General features: G+C 69.0%; 19 protein-coding genes. All 19 read left to right on the forward strand.

Annotated elements, in window-relative coordinates; all coding sequences use genetic code 11:
* The first annotated feature begins 9 nt into the window (after positions 1–9).
* Complete coding sequence (locus MUB56_RS22485; RefSeq protein ID WP_244929242.1) at positions 10–237, forward strand: hypothetical protein; 228 nt, start codon at positions 10–12, stop codon at positions 235–237.
* Positions 206–628 (forward strand): pilus assembly protein, encoded by a 423-nt coding sequence (locus MUB56_RS22490; protein WP_280637313.1) that lies wholly within the window; start codon positions 206–208, stop codon positions 626–628. Before MUB56_RS22485 ends, MUB56_RS22490 begins: the two co-directional genes overlap by 32 nt.
* Complete coding sequence (locus tag MUB56_RS22495; RefSeq protein ID WP_244928510.1) at positions 625–1,050, forward strand: TadE family protein; 426 nt, start codon at positions 625–627, stop codon at positions 1,048–1,050. Before MUB56_RS22490 ends, MUB56_RS22495 begins: the two co-directional genes overlap by 4 nt.
* Complete coding sequence (locus MUB56_RS22500) at positions 1,047–1,469, forward strand: pilus assembly protein TadG-related protein (RefSeq protein WP_244928511.1); 423 nt, start codon at positions 1,047–1,049, stop codon at positions 1,467–1,469. The genes MUB56_RS22495 and MUB56_RS22500 overlap by 4 nt, the downstream gene beginning before the upstream one ends.
* A complete protein-coding gene (locus MUB56_RS22505) occupies positions 1,466–4,522 on the forward strand; it encodes a LysM peptidoglycan-binding domain-containing protein (protein WP_244929243.1) in 3,057 nt (1,018 codons plus the stop codon). Before MUB56_RS22500 ends, MUB56_RS22505 begins: the two co-directional genes overlap by 4 nt.
* A 608-nt stretch (positions 4,523–5,130) precedes the next feature.
* Complete coding sequence (locus MUB56_RS22510) at positions 5,131–6,039, forward strand: bifunctional DNA primase/polymerase (protein WP_244929244.1); 909 nt, start codon at positions 5,131–5,133, stop codon at positions 6,037–6,039.
* A gap of 343 nt (positions 6,040–6,382) precedes the next feature.
* Positions 6,383–7,192: a serine/arginine repetitive matrix protein 2 gene (locus MUB56_RS22515; protein ID WP_244929245.1), complete on the forward strand. Its 810-nt coding sequence runs from the start codon at positions 6,383–6,385 to the stop codon at positions 7,190–7,192.
* Positions 7,185–8,162 carry a ParB N-terminal domain-containing protein gene (locus tag MUB56_RS22520; protein ID WP_244929246.1) on the forward strand — a complete coding sequence of 326 codons (978 nt, stop codon included), beginning with the start codon at positions 7,185–7,187 and terminating at the stop codon, positions 8,160–8,162. The genes MUB56_RS22515 and MUB56_RS22520 overlap by 8 nt, the downstream gene beginning before the upstream one ends.
* 47 nt (positions 8,163–8,209) lie before the next feature.
* Positions 8,210–8,878: a hypothetical protein gene (locus tag MUB56_RS22525; RefSeq protein ID WP_244929247.1), complete on the forward strand. Its 669-nt coding sequence runs from the start codon at positions 8,210–8,212 to the stop codon at positions 8,876–8,878.
* Between the two features lie 7 nt (positions 8,879–8,885).
* Positions 8,886–10,004, forward strand: a complete 1,119-nt coding sequence (locus MUB56_RS22530; protein WP_244929248.1) for a C40 family peptidase — start codon at positions 8,886–8,888, stop codon at positions 10,002–10,004.
* A 322-nt stretch (positions 10,005–10,326) separates the two neighbouring features.
* Positions 10,327–12,645: an ATP-binding protein gene (locus MUB56_RS22535; RefSeq protein WP_244929249.1), complete on the forward strand. Its 2,319-nt coding sequence runs from the start codon at positions 10,327–10,329 to the stop codon at positions 12,643–12,645.
* Positions 12,642–14,300, forward strand: coding sequence for a DEAD/DEAH box helicase family protein (locus MUB56_RS22540; RefSeq protein WP_244929250.1), 1,659 nt, complete (start codon positions 12,642–12,644; stop codon positions 14,298–14,300). The genes MUB56_RS22535 and MUB56_RS22540 overlap by 4 nt, the downstream gene beginning before the upstream one ends.
* Positions 14,297–14,917: a hypothetical protein gene (locus MUB56_RS22545; RefSeq protein ID WP_244929251.1), complete on the forward strand. Its 621-nt coding sequence runs from the start codon at positions 14,297–14,299 to the stop codon at positions 14,915–14,917. The genes MUB56_RS22540 and MUB56_RS22545 overlap by 4 nt, the downstream gene beginning before the upstream one ends.
* Positions 14,914–15,348 carry a very short patch repair endonuclease gene (locus MUB56_RS22550; protein WP_244929252.1) on the forward strand — a complete coding sequence of 145 codons (435 nt, stop codon included), beginning with the start codon at positions 14,914–14,916 and terminating at the stop codon, positions 15,346–15,348. Before MUB56_RS22545 ends, MUB56_RS22550 begins: the two co-directional genes overlap by 4 nt.
* Positions 15,345–16,535, forward strand: a complete 1,191-nt coding sequence (locus MUB56_RS22555; protein WP_244929253.1) for a DNA cytosine methyltransferase — start codon at positions 15,345–15,347, stop codon at positions 16,533–16,535. Before MUB56_RS22550 ends, MUB56_RS22555 begins: the two co-directional genes overlap by 4 nt.
* Before the next feature lie 341 nt (positions 16,536–16,876).
* A complete protein-coding gene (locus tag MUB56_RS22560; protein ID WP_244929254.1) occupies positions 16,877–17,167 on the forward strand; it encodes a DUF6112 family protein in 291 nt (96 codons plus the stop codon).
* 29 nt (positions 17,168–17,196) lie between these two features.
* The gene (locus MUB56_RS22565; protein ID WP_244929255.1) at positions 17,197–17,502 is read left to right on the forward strand and encodes a DUF6112 family protein; all 306 of its coding nucleotides are present in this window, start codon (positions 17,197–17,199) and stop codon (positions 17,500–17,502) included.
* A 13-nt stretch (positions 17,503–17,515) separates the two neighbouring features.
* Positions 17,516–18,847 (forward strand): type IV secretion system protein, encoded by a 1,332-nt coding sequence (locus MUB56_RS22570; RefSeq protein ID WP_244929256.1) that lies wholly within the window; start codon positions 17,516–17,518, stop codon positions 18,845–18,847.
* A gap of 7 nt (positions 18,848–18,854) precedes the next feature.
* Positions 18,855–20,306: an SCO6880 family protein gene (locus MUB56_RS22575; RefSeq protein ID WP_244929257.1), complete on the forward strand. Its 1,452-nt coding sequence runs from the start codon at positions 18,855–18,857 to the stop codon at positions 20,304–20,306.
* Positions 20,307–20,485 lie beyond the last annotated feature (179 nt).

A 20,485-nucleotide genomic window follows, 5' to 3' on the forward strand; every position in this document is an offset into this window, starting at 1 on the left:
AGGAACCCGATGTTAAAAGCCCTCGTCTTGCTCCAGATCGCCGCACTCCACTACGACGACCTGCGCACGCATCGGCCCACCCATCGGCCCGGCCACCGGGCAGAAGAGCGGGCCGGGGAGCGCGGCTCCGTGACCATCGAGCACGTGCTCTGGGCGGTGGCGGTGATCGCCATCGTCGGAGTCGTGGTCGCGGCGGTGACGTCCTATGTCAAGTCCCAAGCCGGCAACATCAACTAGTCGCCACCCACGGCGGCGGCGCGGTGAGCGGGGCTCGGTCTCGATCGAGCTCGTGATCCTCCTGCCTGCCCTCTTCGCGTTGATGTTCCTGGGCATGCAGGCCGCGCTGTTCTACCAGGCCCGAACGGTGGCCATCGCGGCCGCGCAGGAGGGCGCCCGGGCAGCCGGTGCCGAGCACGGACGCGAGTCCGACGGTCTCGGTGCGGCGGACGACTTCATCACCGAAGCAGGCGGGGACGACGTGCTGACCAGAGCCCAGGTGACCGTTAATCGGACGACAGCCATCGCCACCGTCACGGTGAGCGGATTCAGCATGAGCGTGATCCCGGGCTGGAAGGTCCGGATTACCCAGAGCGCGACGGTCCCGGTCGAGAGGCTGACCACACCATGACCCGGCGCCGCGACGAACGGGGATCAGCAGCGATCGAGGCAGCAATCGGCGTACCGGCCTTCGCCCTGCTCGTCGGGCTCATCATCTTCGGCGGACGCACCGCGAGCACCCACCAAGCACTGCAATCCGCGGCCGCCGATGGCGCCCGGTCGGCCTCGCTCGCCCGCAGCCCCGACACCGCCGCCGCTGACGCTCGCGAGGCGGCGACCACCAGCATCACCAACCAGCAGATCGGATGCGATCACGTCAAGGTCAGCGTCGACACCGCCGACTTCGACAAACGACCCGGCGTCCCCGGGGCGGTCGACGTGACCGTCTCGTGTCGCCTGGACCTCTCCGACCTCGCCGTACCGGGCGTCCCCGGCTCCCGGGTGCTGCGCGCGACGATGTCCAGCCCGATCGACACCTGGCGGGAACGATGAGCCGCCCACGCGACGAGGGCGGATCCATCACCGTCTGGCTGGCGCTGTCCAGCCTCGCGATGATCTTCCTGGTCGGGCTGGCCGTCGATCTCGGCGGCCAGGTCCACGCCCACGAACGCGCCCACGACCTCGCTGCCCAGGCCGCCCGCGCCGGCGGCGGCGAGGTCGACGGCGGAGCGGCGATCGAAGGACGCGTCCTGACCATCAACCCGACCCTCGCCCGCGCCGCCGCCCAGCACTACCTCGAGACTGCCGGCGTCACCGGCAACGCCGAGATCACCAACGCCACCACCCTCACCGTGACCGTCCACGACTCCTACGACCCCCGGTTCCTCGGCCTGCTCGGCATCAACCGGCTCGACGTCACCGGCACCGCCACCGCACGCCTGACCCGCACCCTCGGAGGGAATCCGCGATGAGCAACGTCCACTCCCGGCTGCGGGGCCTGACAGCAACCCTGGCCCTGCTGGCCTTCGTCGGCGGCACACCACCCCTGCTCCTCGCAATCGACGCAGTCCCAGACCTCTCTGCCTTCTCCTGGTCCCGACTGAGCGCACCAGACGACGGGACGCTCGCGCTCGAAGTGATCACCGTGGTCGCGTGGATCGCCTGGGCCGTGTTCGCCTACTCAGTCATCGCCGCCATCGTGTCCCACGCCCGGGGCATCCGGGCCCCACGCCTGCCGGGCCTCGCGATGCCCCAGCTCGCTGCGGACCGACTCGTCGCCGCGGCAGCCCTCCTCTTCGTCGCCATCCCTGCGACCACGGCGCTCCTGTCCCCACCGCGAGCCCAAGCGACCCCGGCAGCCGCACCACTACCGGACTACCACGTCGCCGAAGCGCAGCCGGTGGCGCCGGCCGCGCCGGCCCCCGCCGTCGTCGTCGCACCGAAGAAGGCCGAGCCACACGGCACTGAGCGCTACACCGTCAAGCGCGGCGACAGCCTCTGGAAGATCGCGGATGAGCGGCTCGGGGACGGCACCCGGTACGTCGAGCTCGTCGACCTCAACCACGCCATGCTCGACGGCCGACCCGGATTCCTACTGCCCGGCACCGTGCTGCGCGTGCCGGCAACCCCGGCAGCGGCCGAGGTGGTGGAGGACGAGTACGTCGTCCAGCCCGGCGACACCCTCTCCGAGATCGCCGCAGAGCAACTCGACGACGCCGCCGCGTACCAGGCGATCTTCGAAGCATCCCAGAACACGGCGCAGGCCAACGGAGTCCACCTCACCGACCCCGACCTGATCCACCCAGGCTGGCGACTGACCATCCCCGGGCAGCACCCATCGTCGGCTCCGCAGAAGCCCCCCGTCGAGCTACCTCCAACGCCGCCCGAGACGCCTCCCGAAGCCGTCCCTCCTCCCGTGCCGGCCACCCCTCCAGCCCCCGACGAAGCCGTCCCCCCGCCAACGGACAACGTCGACGACACGGAGGACAACGCCGACGACGACGCCGAGCGGTCCTGGCTCCTCTCCGGCCTGACCGGCACAGGCGCCGTACTCGCCGGCTCGCTCTGGCTCGTCCTGCGCCAACACCGACGGACTCAACTGCGGCACCGACGACCCGGCACGATCCTCGCCCCGCCACCCGAGGAGCTCCGGGACGTGGAGAAGAGTGCACACGTCACCGGATCCGTCATCGCGCCTCGCATCGAGGACCTCGACCGAGCACTACGGTCCCTCTCGCCCTCTCCGAGACTGCTGTCCGCGTCCCTGTCCGAACATCGGATCACCCTGACACTCGCGGAGACCGCTGACCTGCCGCGGCCGTGGACCGGCTCCGCTACGACCTGGCACCTCGAACTGGCCGACGTCCCGGTGGTCTCCGCTGACGCCAGCGCGCCGTACCCGCTGCTGGTGAGCGTCGGCCAGGCCGCCGACGGTGCGTTGATCCTGCTGAACCTCGAGGAGCTCCGCACCGTGGCGGTGACCGGGAACCACGAGCGCGGCGAGGCACTTGCCCGACACCTCACCGCGGAGCTCGCGCTCAACCCCTGGTCGATGCTCGTCGAGGTCGACACCCTGGGCGTCGGAGCAGAACTCACCGACCTCCATCCAGGCCGCCTCCGCATCCATGCTCCGGGTGACCGCGCGTTCATCAGCCGGCTCGTCCGTGAACTCTCCGCCGACGAGCCCGCCCAGGAACCAGACCAGTTCCGCGCAGTGATCATCGCCAACACCGATCACCCCGACGCCGACGTTGCCGACCTCGCCAACGCGATCACCGGCTACCCCACGCGGCCAGCTGCCGCGCTCGTCAACCTCGGCCCTGCCCCGACGGCGACTGGCACCGACCTGCACCTTTCCAGCGACGGCCACTTGACGAGTCCACCGCTGGGCCTCCACCTGGCTACCGCGGGCCTGACCTCAGACGAGGCGAAAGCCTGCGCCACCCTCGTCGACATCAGCCGCGAAGCCGAGATCACTCCCGTCCCACGGCCCACCGACGAGACGGCCGTCGCGGACCCCTCGGGCGCCCTCGTCGCGCACCTGACCGAACCACGCCCCCACGGCCCGGCCGGCGACCGTTCACTCCTGCCCCAAGACGCGCAGGCCTACGCCGACATCGCGGCCACGACGGTCGCCGACGTGGACCAGCTCGCTCCCCTCGCTCGTCGCGACGCAGGGTCAGCCGTGGACATGGCCGATCCCGACCTCGACGAGGACCTCGCACGCTGGGAGTCACCCATCCCCGTCGCCCCCAAGCTCACCCTCCTCGGACCCGTGTCGGCCCGGACGATGGGCGACATCAAGGCAACGGCCAACCGTCGCCCGTACTACATCGAACTGCTGGCCTACCTCGTGCTGCACCCCGCCGGGGCAACCGCGGACGACCTCGCCGCCGCGATCGGGCTCCGTCCCAAACGCGCCCGCACCGACATGAGCGCACTCCGCCTCTGGCTCGGAGTCGACCACACCGGCGAGCCCTACCTGCCACGGGCGCGACAGACCCACGAACCCGGGGTGACCGCGCCGTACCGGGTCCACAGAGTCCTGTCCGACCTGGACCTGTTCCGACGCCTCCGTACCCGCGGTGAGAGCCGAGGCGCGGAAGGAATCTCGGACCTCGTCACCGCGCTCCGGCTGGTCAGCGGCGAGCCCTTCACCGACCTCCGCAATGGCGGCTGGAGCTGGTTGCTGGAGGGCGAGCGCCTCGACCACATCATGACGAGCGCCATCGTCGACGTCAGCCATGTCGTCACCACCCACGCACTCAGTACCGGTGATCTCGACCTCGCCCGCTTCTCCGCACAGGTCAGCCTCACCGCGGCGCCGTACGACGACATCGCCCAGCTCGACATGATCGCCGTCGAGCGAGCAAGCGGCCACCACGCGCACGCCGACGCCCAGCTGAGGGATGACGTGCTCAACCGGAGCGACGACGAACTCGGCCCGGTCGACCTGCCGGCGCGGACCTCGGCCGTCGTTCGGGACAAGGCATGGACGCGCAAACGGGTAGGCAGGACCGGATAGAGGGCCGCGCTTTGGATCACCGCCCCCATCGTCCGTTCGTCGATGTGCCGCGACCTGACACTGGCGATGCGTACCAGGTTGACCATGAACTAGAACGTATGTTCGACTCAGGGGGTGGCGATGACGAGAGGCGAGCAGCAGTACATGGCGGGATACAACGCTGGCCGCACGCTCGCACTACAGACGGGATCCGCCGAAGCCGGGCACCGCTGGCTCGCCACGCATCCGGCTGCCGACATCGCCTACGTAGCCGGCTACGAGTGGGCACTGTGGGACTACGAGGACGCCAACGGCCTTACACACGGCAGCCGAGCGAGGCCCGCGGCGGGCTAGTCAGCCCGTGCAGATCGCGCTCACAGTCCGTAGCCTCTGTCGCCGGCCTGCCCAATGCGCGGCGCTGGTACCGCGCATCACTGAGCCCAGGGATGGCAGCACCGTTCGAGTCGGGCCAGGCTCCAGGGGCTCGTCCGGATACGTGTTCGGACGAGCCCCGAAATCCGCTTGCCGACTTGGGGGTACCTGTTGACCTGCGGAAACGCAGGTACCCCCTCGTGTTCCCCTGCTGAGTTCCCCCGATTCGGGGGAACCTGGCGATGCACGATCGCCGCATGTACGACCCCACGAACCCCGTCCCGCACTGGACCGTTGCGACGATGCGCCACGTCGCCACCGAAGACACGCTGGCCGGTGCCGCGATCCGCTACGCGAACCTCGGGATCCCGGTCTTTCCGTGCGTCCCGGGCGGCAAGCAACCGCTGACCCCGAACGGCTTCCACGACGCGACCTCATCAGCCCGTGCCGTCCACCGGTGGTGGCAGCGCACCCCCGCGGCGAATATCGGGCTCCCCACCGGGGCCAGCACCGGCATCCTCGTCGTCGACGTCGACGTCTACTCCCGAGCTAGCGGGTTCGGTGCCTTCGAACGGGCCCGGTCCGAGGGCCTGGCCGAGGGTTGGGGGTGGCTGGTCCGGACCCCGTCCGGCGGCGTCCACGCTTACTACCCCACCGTTGCCGGCCAGGAGCAGCGCTGCTGGCAGGTCCCGTCGGCGCACATCGACTTCCGCGGCGACGGCGGCTACGTGATCGCTCCCCCGTCCCGCGTCGAGATCGACGGGGTGCTCCGGACGTACGACGTGATCGCCGTCGCGACGCGACCGGCACGCTCGGTCGACGCGACCAAGCTCCGTGCGTTCCTCGAGCCGCCGCGCCGCAAACCGTCTGTGCCATCGCCCTCCGTCGTAGGGACGGGTTGTCGCCCAGATGCACTCGCCGCGACCGTGGCCGCCGCCCCGGAGGGTGGACGCAACCGATCACTGTTCTGGGCCTCGTGCCGCATGGTCGAGGACGGCCTCGACCGCACCACGGTCGCCAGCTACCTGCTGCCCGCCGCGCAGCACGCTGGGCTCCCCGATCGCGAGATCGAGACCACGATCGACTCCGCCTTCCGCAGCACCTCCCGCCTCAGCGCCGCGAGCCGCCCGGGCCCTACCCGAGCGAGTGAGGCGATCCAGCTGTGAACACCCACACCGAATACCGCCGCCACAGCCAGCGCCCTCAGCACCAGCCCGCTCCCGCTCTGTTGCCAGATGGCACAGCCAACGAACTGGCTCGGCACCGCGACCGCTCACTCGCCAGGCCCCCCGCTAATCAGGCAGCGGCGGCGACGCGCATCGCCTGGGTGCGACCGACCGAACTCACCCCCTACGTCGCACCGTTGATCGGTCGCGGCATCGACCTCCAGGCCGAGCTGATCCGGCGTGCCCGCCGTACCCCGGTCACGGTCAGCCGCACCGTGCGCCGATCCCCCGGTCCCTCATCCCGATCGAACTCGCCCGCGGCACGCGAGGAAGGACTCCAGCTATGACTCACTCGTTCACCACGGCCCAGGGACTTCGGCGTCTCCTCGTCCGGCTCCGAGTGTCGGGGCCACGCGCTTGGGAGCACGACGCCGAGGCGCGCGAGCTCATGGTGTTCGCCTCCCGCAGGTACCGGGCGCTGTCGATCAAGCACCGCTGCGATCCCGCGGTCGGTGCAGCCGCCGCGTTCGAGGCGATGCGTACCTACGCCGTGCGCACCGCCGCCGACCCGTGGGCGGTGGTGACCCAGGCGGTCAAGGTCAGCCTGATCGCTGAAGAGCGCGCCGAGGGCCTCCTGTGCTCGCCCGACCGCGCCCGGCGTCCCGAGGTCTCCTGCCACCACGACGTACGCCGCTTCAGCGACACCGAAGCCGACCTTCCGAACCTCCTGCCCGCCCTCGCCGTGGAGCCCGTGGAAGCCGGTGATGCTCCCCCGACGGCCGCGTTCGAGGCGGTCGAGACCGTCATCGACCTCGTCACCGCACTCGGGTGGCCCCGCGACACCGCCACCTGCGCACTGGACTACATCGCCGCGCGCCTGGTCGAATCCGGCAACCGAGCTACGACCCACGCAGCGTTGCGCCGTGACCACAGCGCCCGGGCGCTTCTCGACCTCGACCGGGACGCGTGGGCCACCCTGCTCAGGGTCGTCCTCGGCAACCCGAACCCGGACGAGGCCTGGACCTCCGATGGCCACGGTCTGCTCCTGCGGCTGCTGATCGGCCATCCGGTCACCGAGGTGCTCGATGATGACCTGCTCGTCCTGGAGATCGCCGACACGGCCCCGGACCCGCGAGGAGACGTGCATGTCTGAGCACCGCGGCCACATCGAGCTCGACCGGACCCTCGACTCGATCTTCATCGGCGTACGCCACCGCAAGGACCCCGGCGACCTCGGAAAGCTGATCGAGTCCATCGAACGACTCGGCCTGCTCCAGCCGATCACGATCACCCCCGAGGGCGTGCTCGTCTGCGGTTGGCGCCGCCTGGAGGCGGTACGCCGCCTGGGCTGGCGGACGGTGAAGGTCTGGGTCCGCTCCGGCATCTCCGACCAGCTGCAGCACCTGCTCGCCCAACAGGACGAGAACCAGCTCCACAAGCCCCTCAACGAACTGGAGAAAGCCTCGCTGTACCGGGAGCTGATGGCGATCAGGACCGAGGAGGCTGAGCTTCGCAAGCAAGCGACCCAGTTCGGCGCTCCCGGCATCGGGGGAACCTCCGGTCCCGCGCCCGGCGCGGGACCGGGAGTGACCGGCGATGCACGGCGACAGGCGGCCATAGCCGTCACCGGTCAGGCGTCGTACAGCACCCATGAGCGGGTCTGCGCCCTGATGGACTGGGCCGCACGCAAGGCGACGCCGCCGGAGATCCGGGCGATGGCCAACGACGCCCTGCGCCGCATCGAGCAGGGCGAACCGGTCAAGCCGCTCTACACCGAGGTCAAGGCCGCCTACGAGGAGACCCAGCTACCCCCGCCGACCGGAACTGACGACCTCACCCGACAGGCTCGGGAGGCCCGCGCCCGGGCTGAGCGGGAGGCTGCCGAGAAGGGGCGGAAGAACCTCACGCGTCGCCCCGGCATGACCACCCACTACCGCAGCGTCCGCTCGTTCGTCCTGACCTGGACCGAGCTCGACGGCTGGACCGAGATGTACGACGTCGACGAGCTCGCCGCATCCCTCAACGACGAGGACTGGGAGCGGTTCGACCGCGTCGTCACCGCGACCATTGCCTTCCGCGACCAGCTCATCACCGCACGCCGGCACGCCACGGCATCGGGGTAGGCCGAGCACCTTCTCGACGTCCCCCTGTCACCGTCTTGGGAGTCGTCATGGCCCACCTCACCGGCCGCCAACTCATGCTCATCGCCGGCTGCGCCCTGTTCCTCGCCACCCTCACCGTGGGCATCTACGGACTGGTCAGCGGACTAGACGGAGGGAACGATCGCCCCGCCAGAACGAGCGCCACACCCGCAGCCCCGATCACCGCGGCACCACCGGCCCCGGCCGCAACGCTCGCAGGCCGCTCGCTTCCTCGGACCACGGACCCCGTCGCCTATGCCCGCGCGGTCGCCACCTCGCTCTTCGACTGGGACACCAGCACCGGCTTCCTGCCCACCGACTACACCGCCGCCGTCCTCGCCGACGCCGACCCGTCCGGCCAGGAGACCCCGGGACTGATCGACGACGTCACCAGCTACCTGCCCACCGTGGACCAGTGGCTCGACCTCGCCGCGATGGAAGTCGCCCAGTCGATCGAGATCGAGAACGCCGTCGTCCCCGACTCCTGGGCCGCAGCACTCACACAGGCGAACGGCCAACTCCGACCTGGCACCACCGCCATCACGATCACCGGCACCCGACACCGCACCGGCGTCTGGAGCGGCGAGACAGCCGAGTCCTCGTATCCAGTGTCCTTCACGGTCTTCCTCGCCTGCCGACCCGCCTTCGAGCGATGCCACGTGCTCCGCCTTTCCCAGCTCGACAACCCGCTCAGGTGAACGATTCATGGGCATCAAGATCCTCGGCGCCGGCGTGGCCGCGACTGTGCTCCTCGCTCCGGGTGCCGCCGTCCTCGGAATCGCGACCCTGATCAGCCCCGCCGCGGCGGGCTCGGGCAGCTGTCTGTGGGACCCCGAAGCGACCGGGAGCCTCGGCGTGACCGGGACGGTGCCCGCGAGCATGAGCGCGGTCAACACCTACGGCGAGACCGTCACGCTCGACCAGCAACAGCTCAATCGCGCCGCGACGATCATCGCGGTCGGCAAAGCCGAGGCCATCCCGGTCCGGGGCCAGCTCATAGCGATCATGACCGCCCTGACGGAATCCTCGATCCGGGTGCTGTCGAACACGAGCGCTTACCCCGGATCCGCATCGATTCCGAACGACGGCAACGGCAGCGACCACGACTCCGTAGGCCTCTTCCAACAGCGCCCCGCAGCAGGATGGGGCACCGTCGAGAACCTCATGGACCCCATCTGGTCCTCCCGCGCCTTCTACGGCGGACCCGACGGCCCGAACCACGGCTCACCACGCGGTCTCCTCGACATCGACGACTGGCAGACGATGGATCCCGGCGCGGCCGCCCAAGCGGTGCAGGTCTCCGCCTATCCGGACCGGTACGCCGTCAACCAACCCGTCGCCGAGAAGGTCCTGACCACCCTCAGCGGTGCCAGGCTGAACAACGGCGTGGACTGCGCGCAGGCCGGCGGTGACCTCCCGGCGGAACTGCCACCGGGCTTCCCCGGAGCACTGATCGCGGCAGCCATGACCCAGATCGGCAAGCCCTACGTCTGGGGCGGCGGCGACTTCAACGGCCCCACCGGCGGCGGCTTCGACTGCTCCGGCCTCGTGCTCTACGCCGCCTACCAAGCCTCCCGCGGACGCATCCGGCTCCCCCACTACACCGGCGACCAGATCCGCCTCGGCCAAGGGATCGCCTGGGCCGACAAGCAACCCGGCGACCTGATCTTCTTCAGCTACCCGGGTGCCGGGCGCCCCCACCACGTGGCCATCTACATCGGCGGCGACAAGATCCTCCACGCGCCACGCACCGGCGACCACGTCCGCTACGGGACCGTGTCCGAGTTCGCCGGCGAGGTCATCACCGTCCGCCGACTCGACTGAACGTACGAGGACCCTGCCGTTGCCGAACGCAACTTCCGGCGGTCATCCCGGCTCCGGAATGACGCGAGCCGCGAGTTGCTCGCCCGTGGTGTAAGAAGTTCGTCCGAATCCGAACTCAGTTGATACTAAGCTAAGTTGACCAATCCAGACCTGGTTGGCCACCGGCAAGACCGTCGCGAGGCTCGGGGCGCTCGTGAACGCGATCAGCCGGTTTTGCTCAAGCACTCACGAGAACTCTTCTCGGCGCAATACTAGGTTTGCAGAAGCTGTCGCAGGTCCCTGGCAGGCTGAGGGACAGCCCAGACCAGGGGGAACAACGTCCGTGACCGAGCCCGCTCCCAGCATCGACCTGCGCCCGCATCCGCGAGTACTGAGCGTCCTCGGGGACATCCCGTTCGCGCCATGGCAGTGCATTGCCGAGCTTGTCGATAACAGCTTCGACGAGTTCCTCCGGCACCCCATTGAGGGTGAGCGCCCGCGCGTCAGCGTCACGCTTCCCGGCCGGAGCAGCCGTCCGGCTGAGGCCGAACTGTGGATCGTGGACAACGGCCCTGGGCTCACGCTCGACCAGCTCCAGAACGCGTTGCGGGCCGGCTGGACGAGCAACGACAGGCACGGGCACCTCGGCCTGTTCGGCATGGGTTTCAACATCGCCACCGCACGCATGGGCAACATCACACGCGTCCGCACGGCGCGTGCCGCGGACCCGCACTGGACCGTCGTGACGCTGAACCTGCCAGAGATGCAGCGCGCCGGGCACTTCGACGTGCCGGTCCGCACCGAGCCGAAGAGTCATCCCGGCGAACACGGCACGGAGATCGTCGTGAGTGACTTGAAGCAGGCGCTGCATGACCAGCTGTCCCGCAACTCGAGGAAGCTCCGCGACACGCTCGGCGATGTCTATAGCTATCTGCTGACGGAGCATCACTTCGAGCTCATGGTCGACTCCACAGCCGTCCAGCCGCGTCGCCCCTGTGTCTGGGCTCCCGAGCGCTTCGTTGTCCGCAGCGGCGAGCGCATCCAAGCCTGGCGAGAGATCAACGAACCGTTGGGCGAGCGCCTCGCCTGCCTGGATTGCGGCGCCTGGCAGGACGACCTGACAGACACCGAGTGCCGAAACTGCCGGAGTGAGCGGCTTCAGAACCGGGAGCGGCGCATCTGGGGCTGGCTCGGCATCCAGCGGTACACGCATAAGACCGACTTCGGTATCGACTTCCTGCGTAACGGTCGCAAGATCCTGTTGCGAGACAAGAGCATGTTCGACTGGTTCGACCCGGATGACCCCACCGGTAGCGGCGAGCGCGAGTACCCCGTTGAGGTCCCCTACGAAGGCCGGATCGTGGGCGAGATCCACGTCGACCACCTGTGGGTGCCATACCAGAAGAACGGCTTCGAGACGGCTTCGTCGGACTGGGTCAAAGTGCGTCGGACGCTGCGGGGCGACTCGCCGCTGCGGCCGCAGAAGGCTCGCGAACTCGGCTACACCCCAAACGTGAGTCCTCTCGCACAACTATTCGCGGGCTTCCGTCGCACAGACCCGGGGCTGAACTACCTCGTACCGGGCGACGGACGGACGGCGCTGCGCGAACGGGCGCGCGAATGGGCCGAGGCGTTCCAGCGCGGCGACGCGGAGTACCAGACCGACGAGCGCTGGTATGTGCAGGCAGCGCTGCACGACCGCCCTACCGCCGAGCCAAACCCCGATCCCACACCCGAGCCTGGCGGGGACGCGTTCTCGCGCGCCGGCCTCGGCAACGATGGCGCCTTCGACGCGTCGGCGCCAAGCCCGGCCGCGCCTCCTCCCGCGCCTCCAGAGACCGAGGACGCCCGCCGTGAGCGGTGGAAGGCCAATGGGGCCGCGATCCCCGACCTGCAGACGCAGTTCGGCCTCCGTGGACGCGGCAGCGCTCTCCAGGTGACGGGCGCGTGGCGCGTGGCATGCAACCGGGGCCAGATCGGCCCCGCGGAACGTCCTGGTCAGCCGGTCTACATCGGCACGGGACGCGGCGCACAGGTCGAGATATTCATTGATGACGAGCACCCCATCTTCACCGACTTCGCCGTCGACGTGCGCGATCTCGTCACGGTCGCTCTCGCCGACTATCTGCGGACGCGCGAGGGCGCCCAGGATGATCTCACCACGCTGTTCGCCCAACTCAAGGAGCAGTGCCTCGGCGACCAGCGAGTCACGGGCCCGTTCCTGAAGGACAGCGCGGACGGCCTTCTGGACCGGATACGAGAGGCGATGGCACCGATGATCTCCGGCAACAGCACGGGCTACTGGACGCTGCTGCTCGACGCGGAGAAGGCCGCGACTCAGCAGCGGTTCGTCCGTGAGGGGGGCCGCCACTGGGACGACACCCTGACAGAGGGCCGCTGGCTTAACTACGCGCCCGCGAAGTGCCTTGTGCGCCTGTTGACCGGACGCCCGGATGCGTTTCTCGACGGCCGCGTCTTCGCCGCGGCGTACGCGAGGCTGACGGACGCAGACGCGCAGCGCGCCGGCCTCGAACGTGTGACTGACTTGCTGTCGGACGTCGCTGCGCTCTCGGACCAGCCGGTCCGGCGCCGCTCCGAGGAGCTGCAGCGTGGCCGCCTGTCGATCAGCCTGCTCTCGGACGAGCTCATCGAGTCCGCATGACCTCGTACGTCGCTCCGAGCCTGCTGACAGAGGGCGGGCCTTACCGTTTCACCCGCCAGATCGAGCGGCTCCTGGGGCAGCTCGGGTTCACCGATGTCGTCAACATCGACGGCAGCGGAGACCATGGCGGAGACCTCCTCGCGACGAGGCAGGGCAAGCTTTGGGCGTTCCAAGCGAAGTGGAAGAGCCGGCAGGCGGTTGGCGACGACGCTGTCGATGAGGTCGCTTGCGCGCAGGATCACTACGGAACCGATCGTGCTGTCGTAGTCACGAACACGCGCCTGTCCCCCGACGCGCTACGCCGCATCGACCAGCTTGGACGCATCGGCAAGGACATCAAGCCGTGGGACGGCGCGCTTCTGCAGGAGCTGTACGCCGGGGCCCCCGAGCACCCCGCGCTCGTCCTGCGCGACTACCAGGACGACGCCGTCAGCGAGCTATGGAGCGACCTGCAAGGCAAGCAGCGAGCCCTACTGATCCTCGCGACTGGCCTTGGCAAGACCGTCGTCGGCGGGGAGATCATAGGCCGGTTCCTGCGCGCGAACCTCGAGCAGGAAGTCCTCGTTGTCGCTCACACGAAAGACCTGGTTAACCAGCTCGAGCGTGCCCTCTGGCGGCACCTTCCCAAGGGTGTCAAGACGCAGGTACTGACCGGGGACGACAAGCCTCGCGACCTGCACGGCGTCACCTGCGCAACCGTCGCCAGCGCACTTGACGCCGTTCTGAAAGGCTGGCGCCCCGGTCTCGTCATGGTGGACGAGACCCATCACGTCGGTGAAGACGGGCAGTTCGACCGGCTGCTCACCGAACTCGCGGACGCGCTCCAGTTCGGTGTGACAGCCACCCCGTGGCGCGCGGACCAGTACGACATCGAGCAGCGATTCGGGGCCGCGAGCTACAAGCTCGGTATCGAGGAAGGCATGCGCCGCGGGTACCTGGCCGCAGTCGACTACCGCCTGTTCGTCGACAACATCGACTGGGACGTCGTCCGAGAGGCGAGCGAGAACCGGTACTCACTCAAGGAGCTCAACAGCAAACTGTTCCTCGTGCAGCGCGACGACGCCATCATCGACGCCCTGTCAGATGCCTGGCGCAACGTCCCTGCCCCGCGGGGCATCATCTTCTGCCAGACGATCGAGCACTGCGAACACATGGAGCAACTCGTCCGCAGGCGTCCAGAGTGGCGCAACGCCAGCGCGATCCACGCGAAGATGCCCAAGCGTGACCGGCAGCAGCGTCTGCTCGACTTCCGGTCCGGCCGCATCCCGCTCCTCATCGCTGTCGACATCCTCAACGAGGGCGTCGACGTCCCGGACGTCAACATCCTCGCGTTCGCGCGCGTCACGCACAGCCGCCGGATCTTCGTCCAGCAACTCGGTCGCGGTCTCCGCCTCCGGACCGGCAAGGACAGAGTCGTCGCGCTCGACTTCGTAAGCGACATCCGCCGCGTCGCCGCGCTCCTCAACATTCGCCGCCAGCTCGACCCCGATGGCGACGTCGAAGTCCTCCCTCGCGTCCCTCAGACCCGGATCGCGTTTAACGACGTCCAGGCCGAGAGCCTGCTCGAGCAGTGGATTCTCGACGCAGCCGATCTTGAAACCGCAAACGACGAGGCGAAACTGCAGTTCCTCGACCCGGACATCCTCCCGGCATGACGCGCGACCTGCTGCTGCCTGACGCACTACGGGCCGATGTTGTCCGCGCGCTCTACGCGGACGCGAACCAGCTCGGTTGGGCCAGCCTCGGCCCTCAGGCCAAGACCGTCGCCTTCAACCGTTGGATCGACGACCCGCGAGTCGGTGGCCGGCTCACCAGTTACATGAGCCCAGAGCAGGCCCGACTGTGGATCAAAGACGGCCCCATGAAGGAGTACGCCCGTGCGATGCGCGGCAGCGGCCGCTTCGCCGATTTTGGACGACAAGGCGGCACCAGCCCGCAGGACATCGTGAACCGTGCTCTCGGCGACGGCGCGCAGATCGAAGGGAAGATCGGGACGAAGCCGCCGCACTGCCTCGCCGCAGCCGGCGACGGAACCAAGGCCTACGTCACCTGGGGCGACGCCAGCAGCCTCAAGCACCTCCTGTGGGCCGCGGTGCGCGGTTCCATCGAGCATGACGCGCCAGGACACGTCGTCGTTCTCGAGCCGCCCGGCACAGTGACGCCGAGCGCGACCGCAGAACAGCAGAAGGCCGTTACAGATCGTTGTGGCCTCAGCCTTCACCACCTGCGGGAGCTCCTCGGAACCATGACACCCGAGACAGACGAGCCATGACACGCGCTCCCGAGGTCACCAGCCGCATCATGGCGAGTGTCCGCAACGCGAACACGGGGCCCGAGCGCTCGCTCAGGTCCGCCCTTCACCGCCGTGGTCTGCGCTACCGAGTACACCGGCGCATGCTCGGAAAGCCCGACATCACCTTCGTTGGCCCTCGAGTCGCCGTCTTCGTCGACGGTGACTACTGGCACGGCAACGCATGGCGAAGCCGCGGTTACGCCGACTTCGACAGCTACTACGCCCGCGGCGAGAACGGCGCGTTCTGGGCGGAGAAGATCCGCCGAAACATGGAACGCGACAAGCACGTCACCGAAGGGCTCTCTGCCGATGGGTGGTGCGTGATCCGGGTCTGGGAGACCGACCTCACGGTCGACCTCAACACTGTGGTCGACCGGATCGAGGCCGTTGTACGGGAACGGGCCGCATGACTGGCAAACAGAGCAAGACGAAGCAGCGGAACTCTTGCCAGTCGGTCGAACTCTTCGCCGGCGGTGGAGGCATGGCGCTCGGCATGCGCGAAGCCGGGTTCAAGCACAGTGCACTCGTCGAATGGTGGGCCCCGGCCGCCAAAGTCCTCCGTCACAATGCCGTGCTGAAGCCTGACCTGTGGAAGCCCGACAACGTCATTGAAGCGGATGTCCGCCTATCGCTCAACCAACTCGGCGAGCGCGGCACGGTCCAGCTCGTTGCGGGCGGGCCGCCATGCCAGCCGTTCAGTCTCGGCGGTACCCATGCGGGAGACACGGACGATCGCAACCAGTTCCCCGCGGCACTCGACGTCGTCCGTCGGCTCCGCCCCGAACTCGTCGTTTTCGAGAACGTTCCCGGCCTGCTGCGCCCAGGCTTTGAGCCGTACGTCGACTACGTCAAGGCCCAGCTCCGGCACCCCGACATCACTGCCAAGAGCGACGACGAACTCTGGAACGAACACCACGCCCGGATCAACAAGACCAAAGCTCTCCCCATCTACCGCGTCTACCAAGAAGGCATCGACGCGGCCAATCTCGGCGTTCCCCAGTCCCGCAAGCGCGTCTTTATCATCGGCATCCGCGCCGACGTCTCAGGCGCCGACACCTGGCACGAGCTCGACATGAGCCACAGCCGCGACGCCCTCCTGCACGACCAGTACGTCACAGGCACATATTGGGCACGACACAACCTCCCGCCACAGGACGCACCCGCCCGGCTCGCCAACGCCGTGAAGCGCCTAGAGGCCATCGGGCCGCCTGGCGACCAGCCATGGCAGACCCTTCGGGACGTCCTCACGACCATCCCCGAGCCAGGACAGGGCTCAGACGTACACCTGTGGCCGAACCACCACTTCATCCCCGGCGCACGCACGTACGCCAAGCACAACGGCAGCCCCCTCGACATGCCTAGCAAGACCATCAAGGCCGGGGTGCACGGCGTCGCTGGCGGCGAAGCGATGCTGCGCGAGCTCGACGGCACAGTCCGCTACCTCACGGTCCGCGAAGCAGCCATGGTCCAAGGCTTTCCGCAGGACTACGAGTTCCCAGGCCCCCGCAGCCGCGTCATGGGCGTCATCGGGAACGCTGTCGCGACTCATGTCGCCGCCACTTTGGGCAGGGCGCTTCGCCAGCACACCGCCGTATGAGCCGAATCCAGCGCCCCTGACTGTCGTAGTTGCGAGCCCGGCGCGTCGAGGACTTCCAGCGAGGCAGCGACAGCGTCAAGACGCCAGAGGGCCCATGCGGGTGCTTCAGCCCTGTCCCGCCAACCTCGCCGAACATGAGTCATTCCACCGCCTGTCGGCGCCCCTCACAGCGCAGAGGCTAATTGTCCGGCAATGTTAGTGGCGGACGAGGCGTTCCGGGTTCGCCCGTGGAAGCAGACAAGGCTCAGAGTGATGCGTGCGGACCGCGGGACGCCAGGCCACAACGAGCATCGCGAGGCCCAGGGGAGCCGACGACTGCCTCGCCTGCGCACCTGTCAGGCATGGACACACATCGGGTCACCGCGACCGCGATCGGCCCCGACTACGGCGCTATCGGCAGCTTGGGAGAGTTGCGCACCCTGGTCGGAGCGCTGCTCACATACGGCCTGATCATCGCCGTCCTGATGCTCGTCGTGTCGGCCACGACGTGGGCGATCGCATCCAGCTCGGGGAGTTGGCACACGGCGCAGAAGGCCAAGGTCGGCTGCTTCGTCGCCATTGGCGGGGCCGTCCTGACCGGTGGGGCGCTCGCCTGGGCGAACTGGCTGCTGGACCTCGGCGCTCACCTATGAGACGTCCGCCCTCGTCCTCAGGAGCCCCGATGAACCTCGCCACGGCCGCCGTTCTGTTCCCGCTCGACATCAGCATCAGCCCGAACTCCGACGGGCTGCCCGGCATCCAGCAGTTGCGCGACGTGGTCGGCGCCTCGATGACGATCGGGCTGATCCTCGCCGTACTCGCCCTCATCCTCTCGGCCATCGTCTGGGCACTCGGCGCGAACTCGTCCAACCCGCACCTCGCGGGTCGCGGGAAGGTCGGCGTCCTGGTCGCGCTCGGTGCCGCGATCGTGTGCGGGGCGTCGGTGACGCTCGTGAACTTCTTCTGGAACGTCGGCCAGCAGGTCTGAACGGAGACGTGGCATGGGTGTGTGCGATGTGCCGGTGATCCACCCGGTCTGCAACGCCGCCGGCGACGCTGCGGGCGCGGTCGTCACGGCGCCGTTCGACTGGCTGGCCCAGGGCATGAGTGGCGCGGCGGAGTGGATGTTCACCTCGGTGTGGCTGGTGATCGACTCCACGACGTACGTCGATGTGACCAGCGGCGAGTACACCGACGTCTACAGAATCATGTTCGGCGTCGGTGTCGTCGTGATGCTCGGCTTCTTCATGCTCCAGGTCATCGGCGCCATGATCCGCCGCGAACCAGCCGGCCTCACCCGCGCTGCCCTGGGGCTGGCGAAGTCGATCCTCGGGTCCTTCGTCGTACTCGCCCTCGTGGGTACGGCGTTGGAAGTGACCGACCAGCTGTGCGTCGGGATCGTCAACGCCGCCGGCACCAACATGGACGAGATGGGCGAGCGGGTCGGCGTCCTGGCCAAGGGACTCGGCACCATCCACCTCGCCGCACCCGGGGCGGGGTCGATCCTGACGATCTTCCTCGCCGGCCTCGCGATCGCCGGCGCGATGGTGGTGTGGATCAGCCTGCTGATCCGCAAGGCGCTGCTGCTGATCGCGATCGTCTTCGCCCCGATCGCCCTGGCGGGGTCGAGTTGGGATCACACCCGGGGCTGGGTCAGCCGGTGGGCGACGTTCGTAATCGCGATGATCTTGTCGAAGGTCGTGCTGGTGGTGATCTTCCTCCTCGCCACCGCGCAGGTCTCGGCGCCGATCGACGCGGACCTGGAGTCGGTCAGTCAGCCGATGGCCGGGGTCGTACTCATGCTCATGGCCGGGTTCGCGCCGTACCTGACCTACAAGGCGATCGCCTTCATGGGCTTCGACATGCACCACGCAATGTCGGCCGAACAGGAAGCCAAGGGAGCGCTCAATCGGCCCATGCCGATCCCACTCGCGCGCAGGACCGGGAGCGAGCCGACCAAGATCCTGGGAGACGGTGGTGGCGGTACGGCGCCCGGCGGGTCGCCTGCTGCGCCGCCGAGCGGCGGCCCGGGTCCCAGCGGCGGTCCTGCGGGCGGATCTCCAGCCGGTGCAGCAACGGGTGGCGGCTCCGGAGCGGTGAGCAATGGGGCTGCCGGATCCGGAGGGGCTGCGGCTGCGGGTGGTGCGGCCGCGGCCGGCGCGGTGGTGGCCAAGGAGGCTGCCACCGCCGGACCACGGCTCGGTGGATTCGTCGCGGCACAGGCCACCGACCAGGCGAAGGCGCCCGACCCTGCGGTCTCCTCGGCGGCGCCCGCACCGGTCCCGCCGCCGGTCGCCGAGTCCACGCTAGCCGACCCCGCCGAGCGGAGGTGACGCGGCCGTGCCGGCCTCGACTGACTCCGACCCGGCGTTGACGCCGGTCAAGTTCTCCCGCCTCACCCGCCGCGGGGTACTCCTCGGCCTGTCCGGGCCACAGCTCCTGATGGCCAGCCTCGCCTCGGGCACGCTCACCCTCGGTCTTTACGTGGGCGCCGTGGTGCTCACGTTTCCTGTCATCGGGGTGTTCGTCGCCCTGGCGTTCGTCGGCGCGGGCGGGCGGAAGCTGATCGAGTGGGTGCCGATCGGAGCCCGGTGGCTGTGGCGCTCATCCGGCGGGCAGCTGCTGTACCGGCGACGCATCGCGAAGCCGCGCCCCGCGGGAACCCTCGCCCTGCCCGGTGACGCCGCGCGGCTGCGTCAGTGGGTCGACCCCGAGACCGACGCGGTGATGGTGCACGACCCCCACGCCGCGACGCTGACCGCGATCGTCGGCGTCGCTCATCCGGCGTTCGTGCTCCTCGACCCCGCCGAGCAGGAACGACGCGTCGTGTCCTGGGGACGCGTCCTCGCAACCGCCTGCCGATCCGGCCGACTCGCGTCGCTGCAGGTGATGGAGCGGACGCTGCCTGAGTCCGGCAAGGGCCTGGCGGACTGGTGGGAGGCCCACGGCACCCGGACGGGTTCGTGGGCGTCGACGACGTACGCCGAGCTCGTCGACCGCGCCGGGCCCGCCGGCGAGCGCCACGCCAGCACCATCTCGATCTCCCTCGACCTCAAGACCGCCGGGCGCGCCATCCGCGCAGCCGGCGGCGGCAACCGGGGGGCAGCCGCCGTCCTGCGTCAGGAGATGGCCACGGTGCTCGCCGCGCTCCGCTCCGCCGATCTCTCCCCCACCGAGTGGCTGACACCCGGAGACCTTGCGCTGATCTTGCGCTCGGCCTACGACCCGGCCGTCGCCGGCGCGCTTGAACGCCATGGCGGCATCGGTCGTGACCTCGCCACCGCCGGACCGGTGGCCGTGTGCGAGTCGTGGGGCAGCCTGCGCAGCGACTCCGCGCACCACTGCGTGCTGTGGGTCAGCGAGTGGCCCCGCTCGCTGGTGTTCCCCGGCTTTCTCGCACCGCTGCTGTTGTCCTCGGGGATCCGCCGCACGTTCTCGCTGCTCTACACGCCGATGCGCACCGACCGCGCGGCGCGCGACATCCGTAAGAAGAAGACCGAGTACATCTCCGATGCCGCGCAACGGCAGAAGATCGGTCAGATCGAGGACGCCCAGCAGACAGCCGAGTACCACGACGTCCTGCAGCAGGAGGCCGACCTCACCGCGGGCCACGGCGTACTGCGCTGTACCGGCCTGGTCGCCGTCAGCGCGACCGACCCCGACGAGCTCGAACGAGCGGTCGCGGCGATCGAGCAGGCCGCGATCCAGGCCTCCTGCGAGACCCGACGGCTATGGGGACAGCAGGCGCAGGGGTTCTGCGCAGGGGCGCTGCCGCTCGCCCGGGGCATCTGATCGCTGGTCCGTCGCTGGCGACTCGCGTCCGCCGCAGCCGTTCGCGTTGACATGGTCGCCCGGTAGCCCGGTTCAGTAGCAGGGCGCGCCTTCGCAGCAGGGACGGATGTAGCCGCATCCGTCGCAGCGCTCGTGCGAGGTCTCCCAGCGCATCATCGTGTCGCAGTTCGGACACGGCT

This window comes from Nocardioides sp. W7 (genome assembly GCF_022919075.1).
Taxonomy (GTDB): domain Bacteria; phylum Actinomycetota; class Actinomycetes; order Propionibacteriales; family Nocardioidaceae; genus Nocardioides.

Excerpts from the sequence above, each read along its gene's own strand:
- MUB56_RS22520 (WP_244929246.1), top strand. The coding sequence starts at position 7,185 with ATGTCTGAGCACCGCGGCCACATCGAGCTCGACCGGACCCTCGACTCG.
- MUB56_RS22500 (WP_244928511.1), top strand. The coding sequence starts at position 1,047 with ATGAGCCGCCCACGCGACGAGGGCGGATCCATCACCGTCTGGCTGGCG.
- MUB56_RS22555 (WP_244929253.1), top strand. The coding sequence starts at position 15,345 with ATGACTGGCAAACAGAGCAAGACGAAGCAGCGGAACTCTTGCCAGTCG.
- MUB56_RS22545 (WP_244929251.1), top strand. The coding sequence starts at position 14,297 with ATGACGCGCGACCTGCTGCTGCCTGACGCACTACGGGCCGATGTTGTC.
- MUB56_RS22540 (WP_244929250.1), top strand. The coding sequence starts at position 12,642 with ATGACCTCGTACGTCGCTCCGAGCCTGCTGACAGAGGGCGGGCCTTAC.
- MUB56_RS22530 (WP_244929248.1), top strand. The coding sequence starts at position 8,886 with ATGGGCATCAAGATCCTCGGCGCCGGCGTGGCCGCGACTGTGCTCCTC.
- MUB56_RS22565 (WP_244929255.1), top strand. The coding sequence starts at position 17,197 with ATGAACCTCGCCACGGCCGCCGTTCTGTTCCCGCTCGACATCAGCATC.
- MUB56_RS22495 (WP_244928510.1), top strand. The coding sequence starts at position 625 with ATGACCCGGCGCCGCGACGAACGGGGATCAGCAGCGATCGAGGCAGCA.
- MUB56_RS22485 (WP_244929242.1), top strand. The coding sequence starts at position 10 with ATGTTAAAAGCCCTCGTCTTGCTCCAGATCGCCGCACTCCACTACGAC.
- MUB56_RS22550 (WP_244929252.1), top strand. The coding sequence starts at position 14,914 with ATGACACGCGCTCCCGAGGTCACCAGCCGCATCATGGCGAGTGTCCGC.
- MUB56_RS22490 (WP_280637313.1), top strand. The coding sequence starts at position 206 with ATGTCAAGTCCCAAGCCGGCAACATCAACTAGTCGCCACCCACGGCGG.
- MUB56_RS22570 (WP_244929256.1), top strand. The coding sequence starts at position 17,516 with ATGGGTGTGTGCGATGTGCCGGTGATCCACCCGGTCTGCAACGCCGCC.
- MUB56_RS22505 (WP_244929243.1), top strand. The coding sequence starts at position 1,466 with ATGAGCAACGTCCACTCCCGGCTGCGGGGCCTGACAGCAACCCTGGCC.
- MUB56_RS22510 (WP_244929244.1), top strand. The coding sequence starts at position 5,131 with ATGTACGACCCCACGAACCCCGTCCCGCACTGGACCGTTGCGACGATG.
- MUB56_RS22560 (WP_244929254.1), top strand. The coding sequence starts at position 16,877 with ATGGACACACATCGGGTCACCGCGACCGCGATCGGCCCCGACTACGGC.
- MUB56_RS22515 (WP_244929245.1), top strand. The coding sequence starts at position 6,383 with ATGACTCACTCGTTCACCACGGCCCAGGGACTTCGGCGTCTCCTCGTC.
- MUB56_RS22525 (WP_244929247.1), top strand. The coding sequence starts at position 8,210 with ATGGCCCACCTCACCGGCCGCCAACTCATGCTCATCGCCGGCTGCGCC.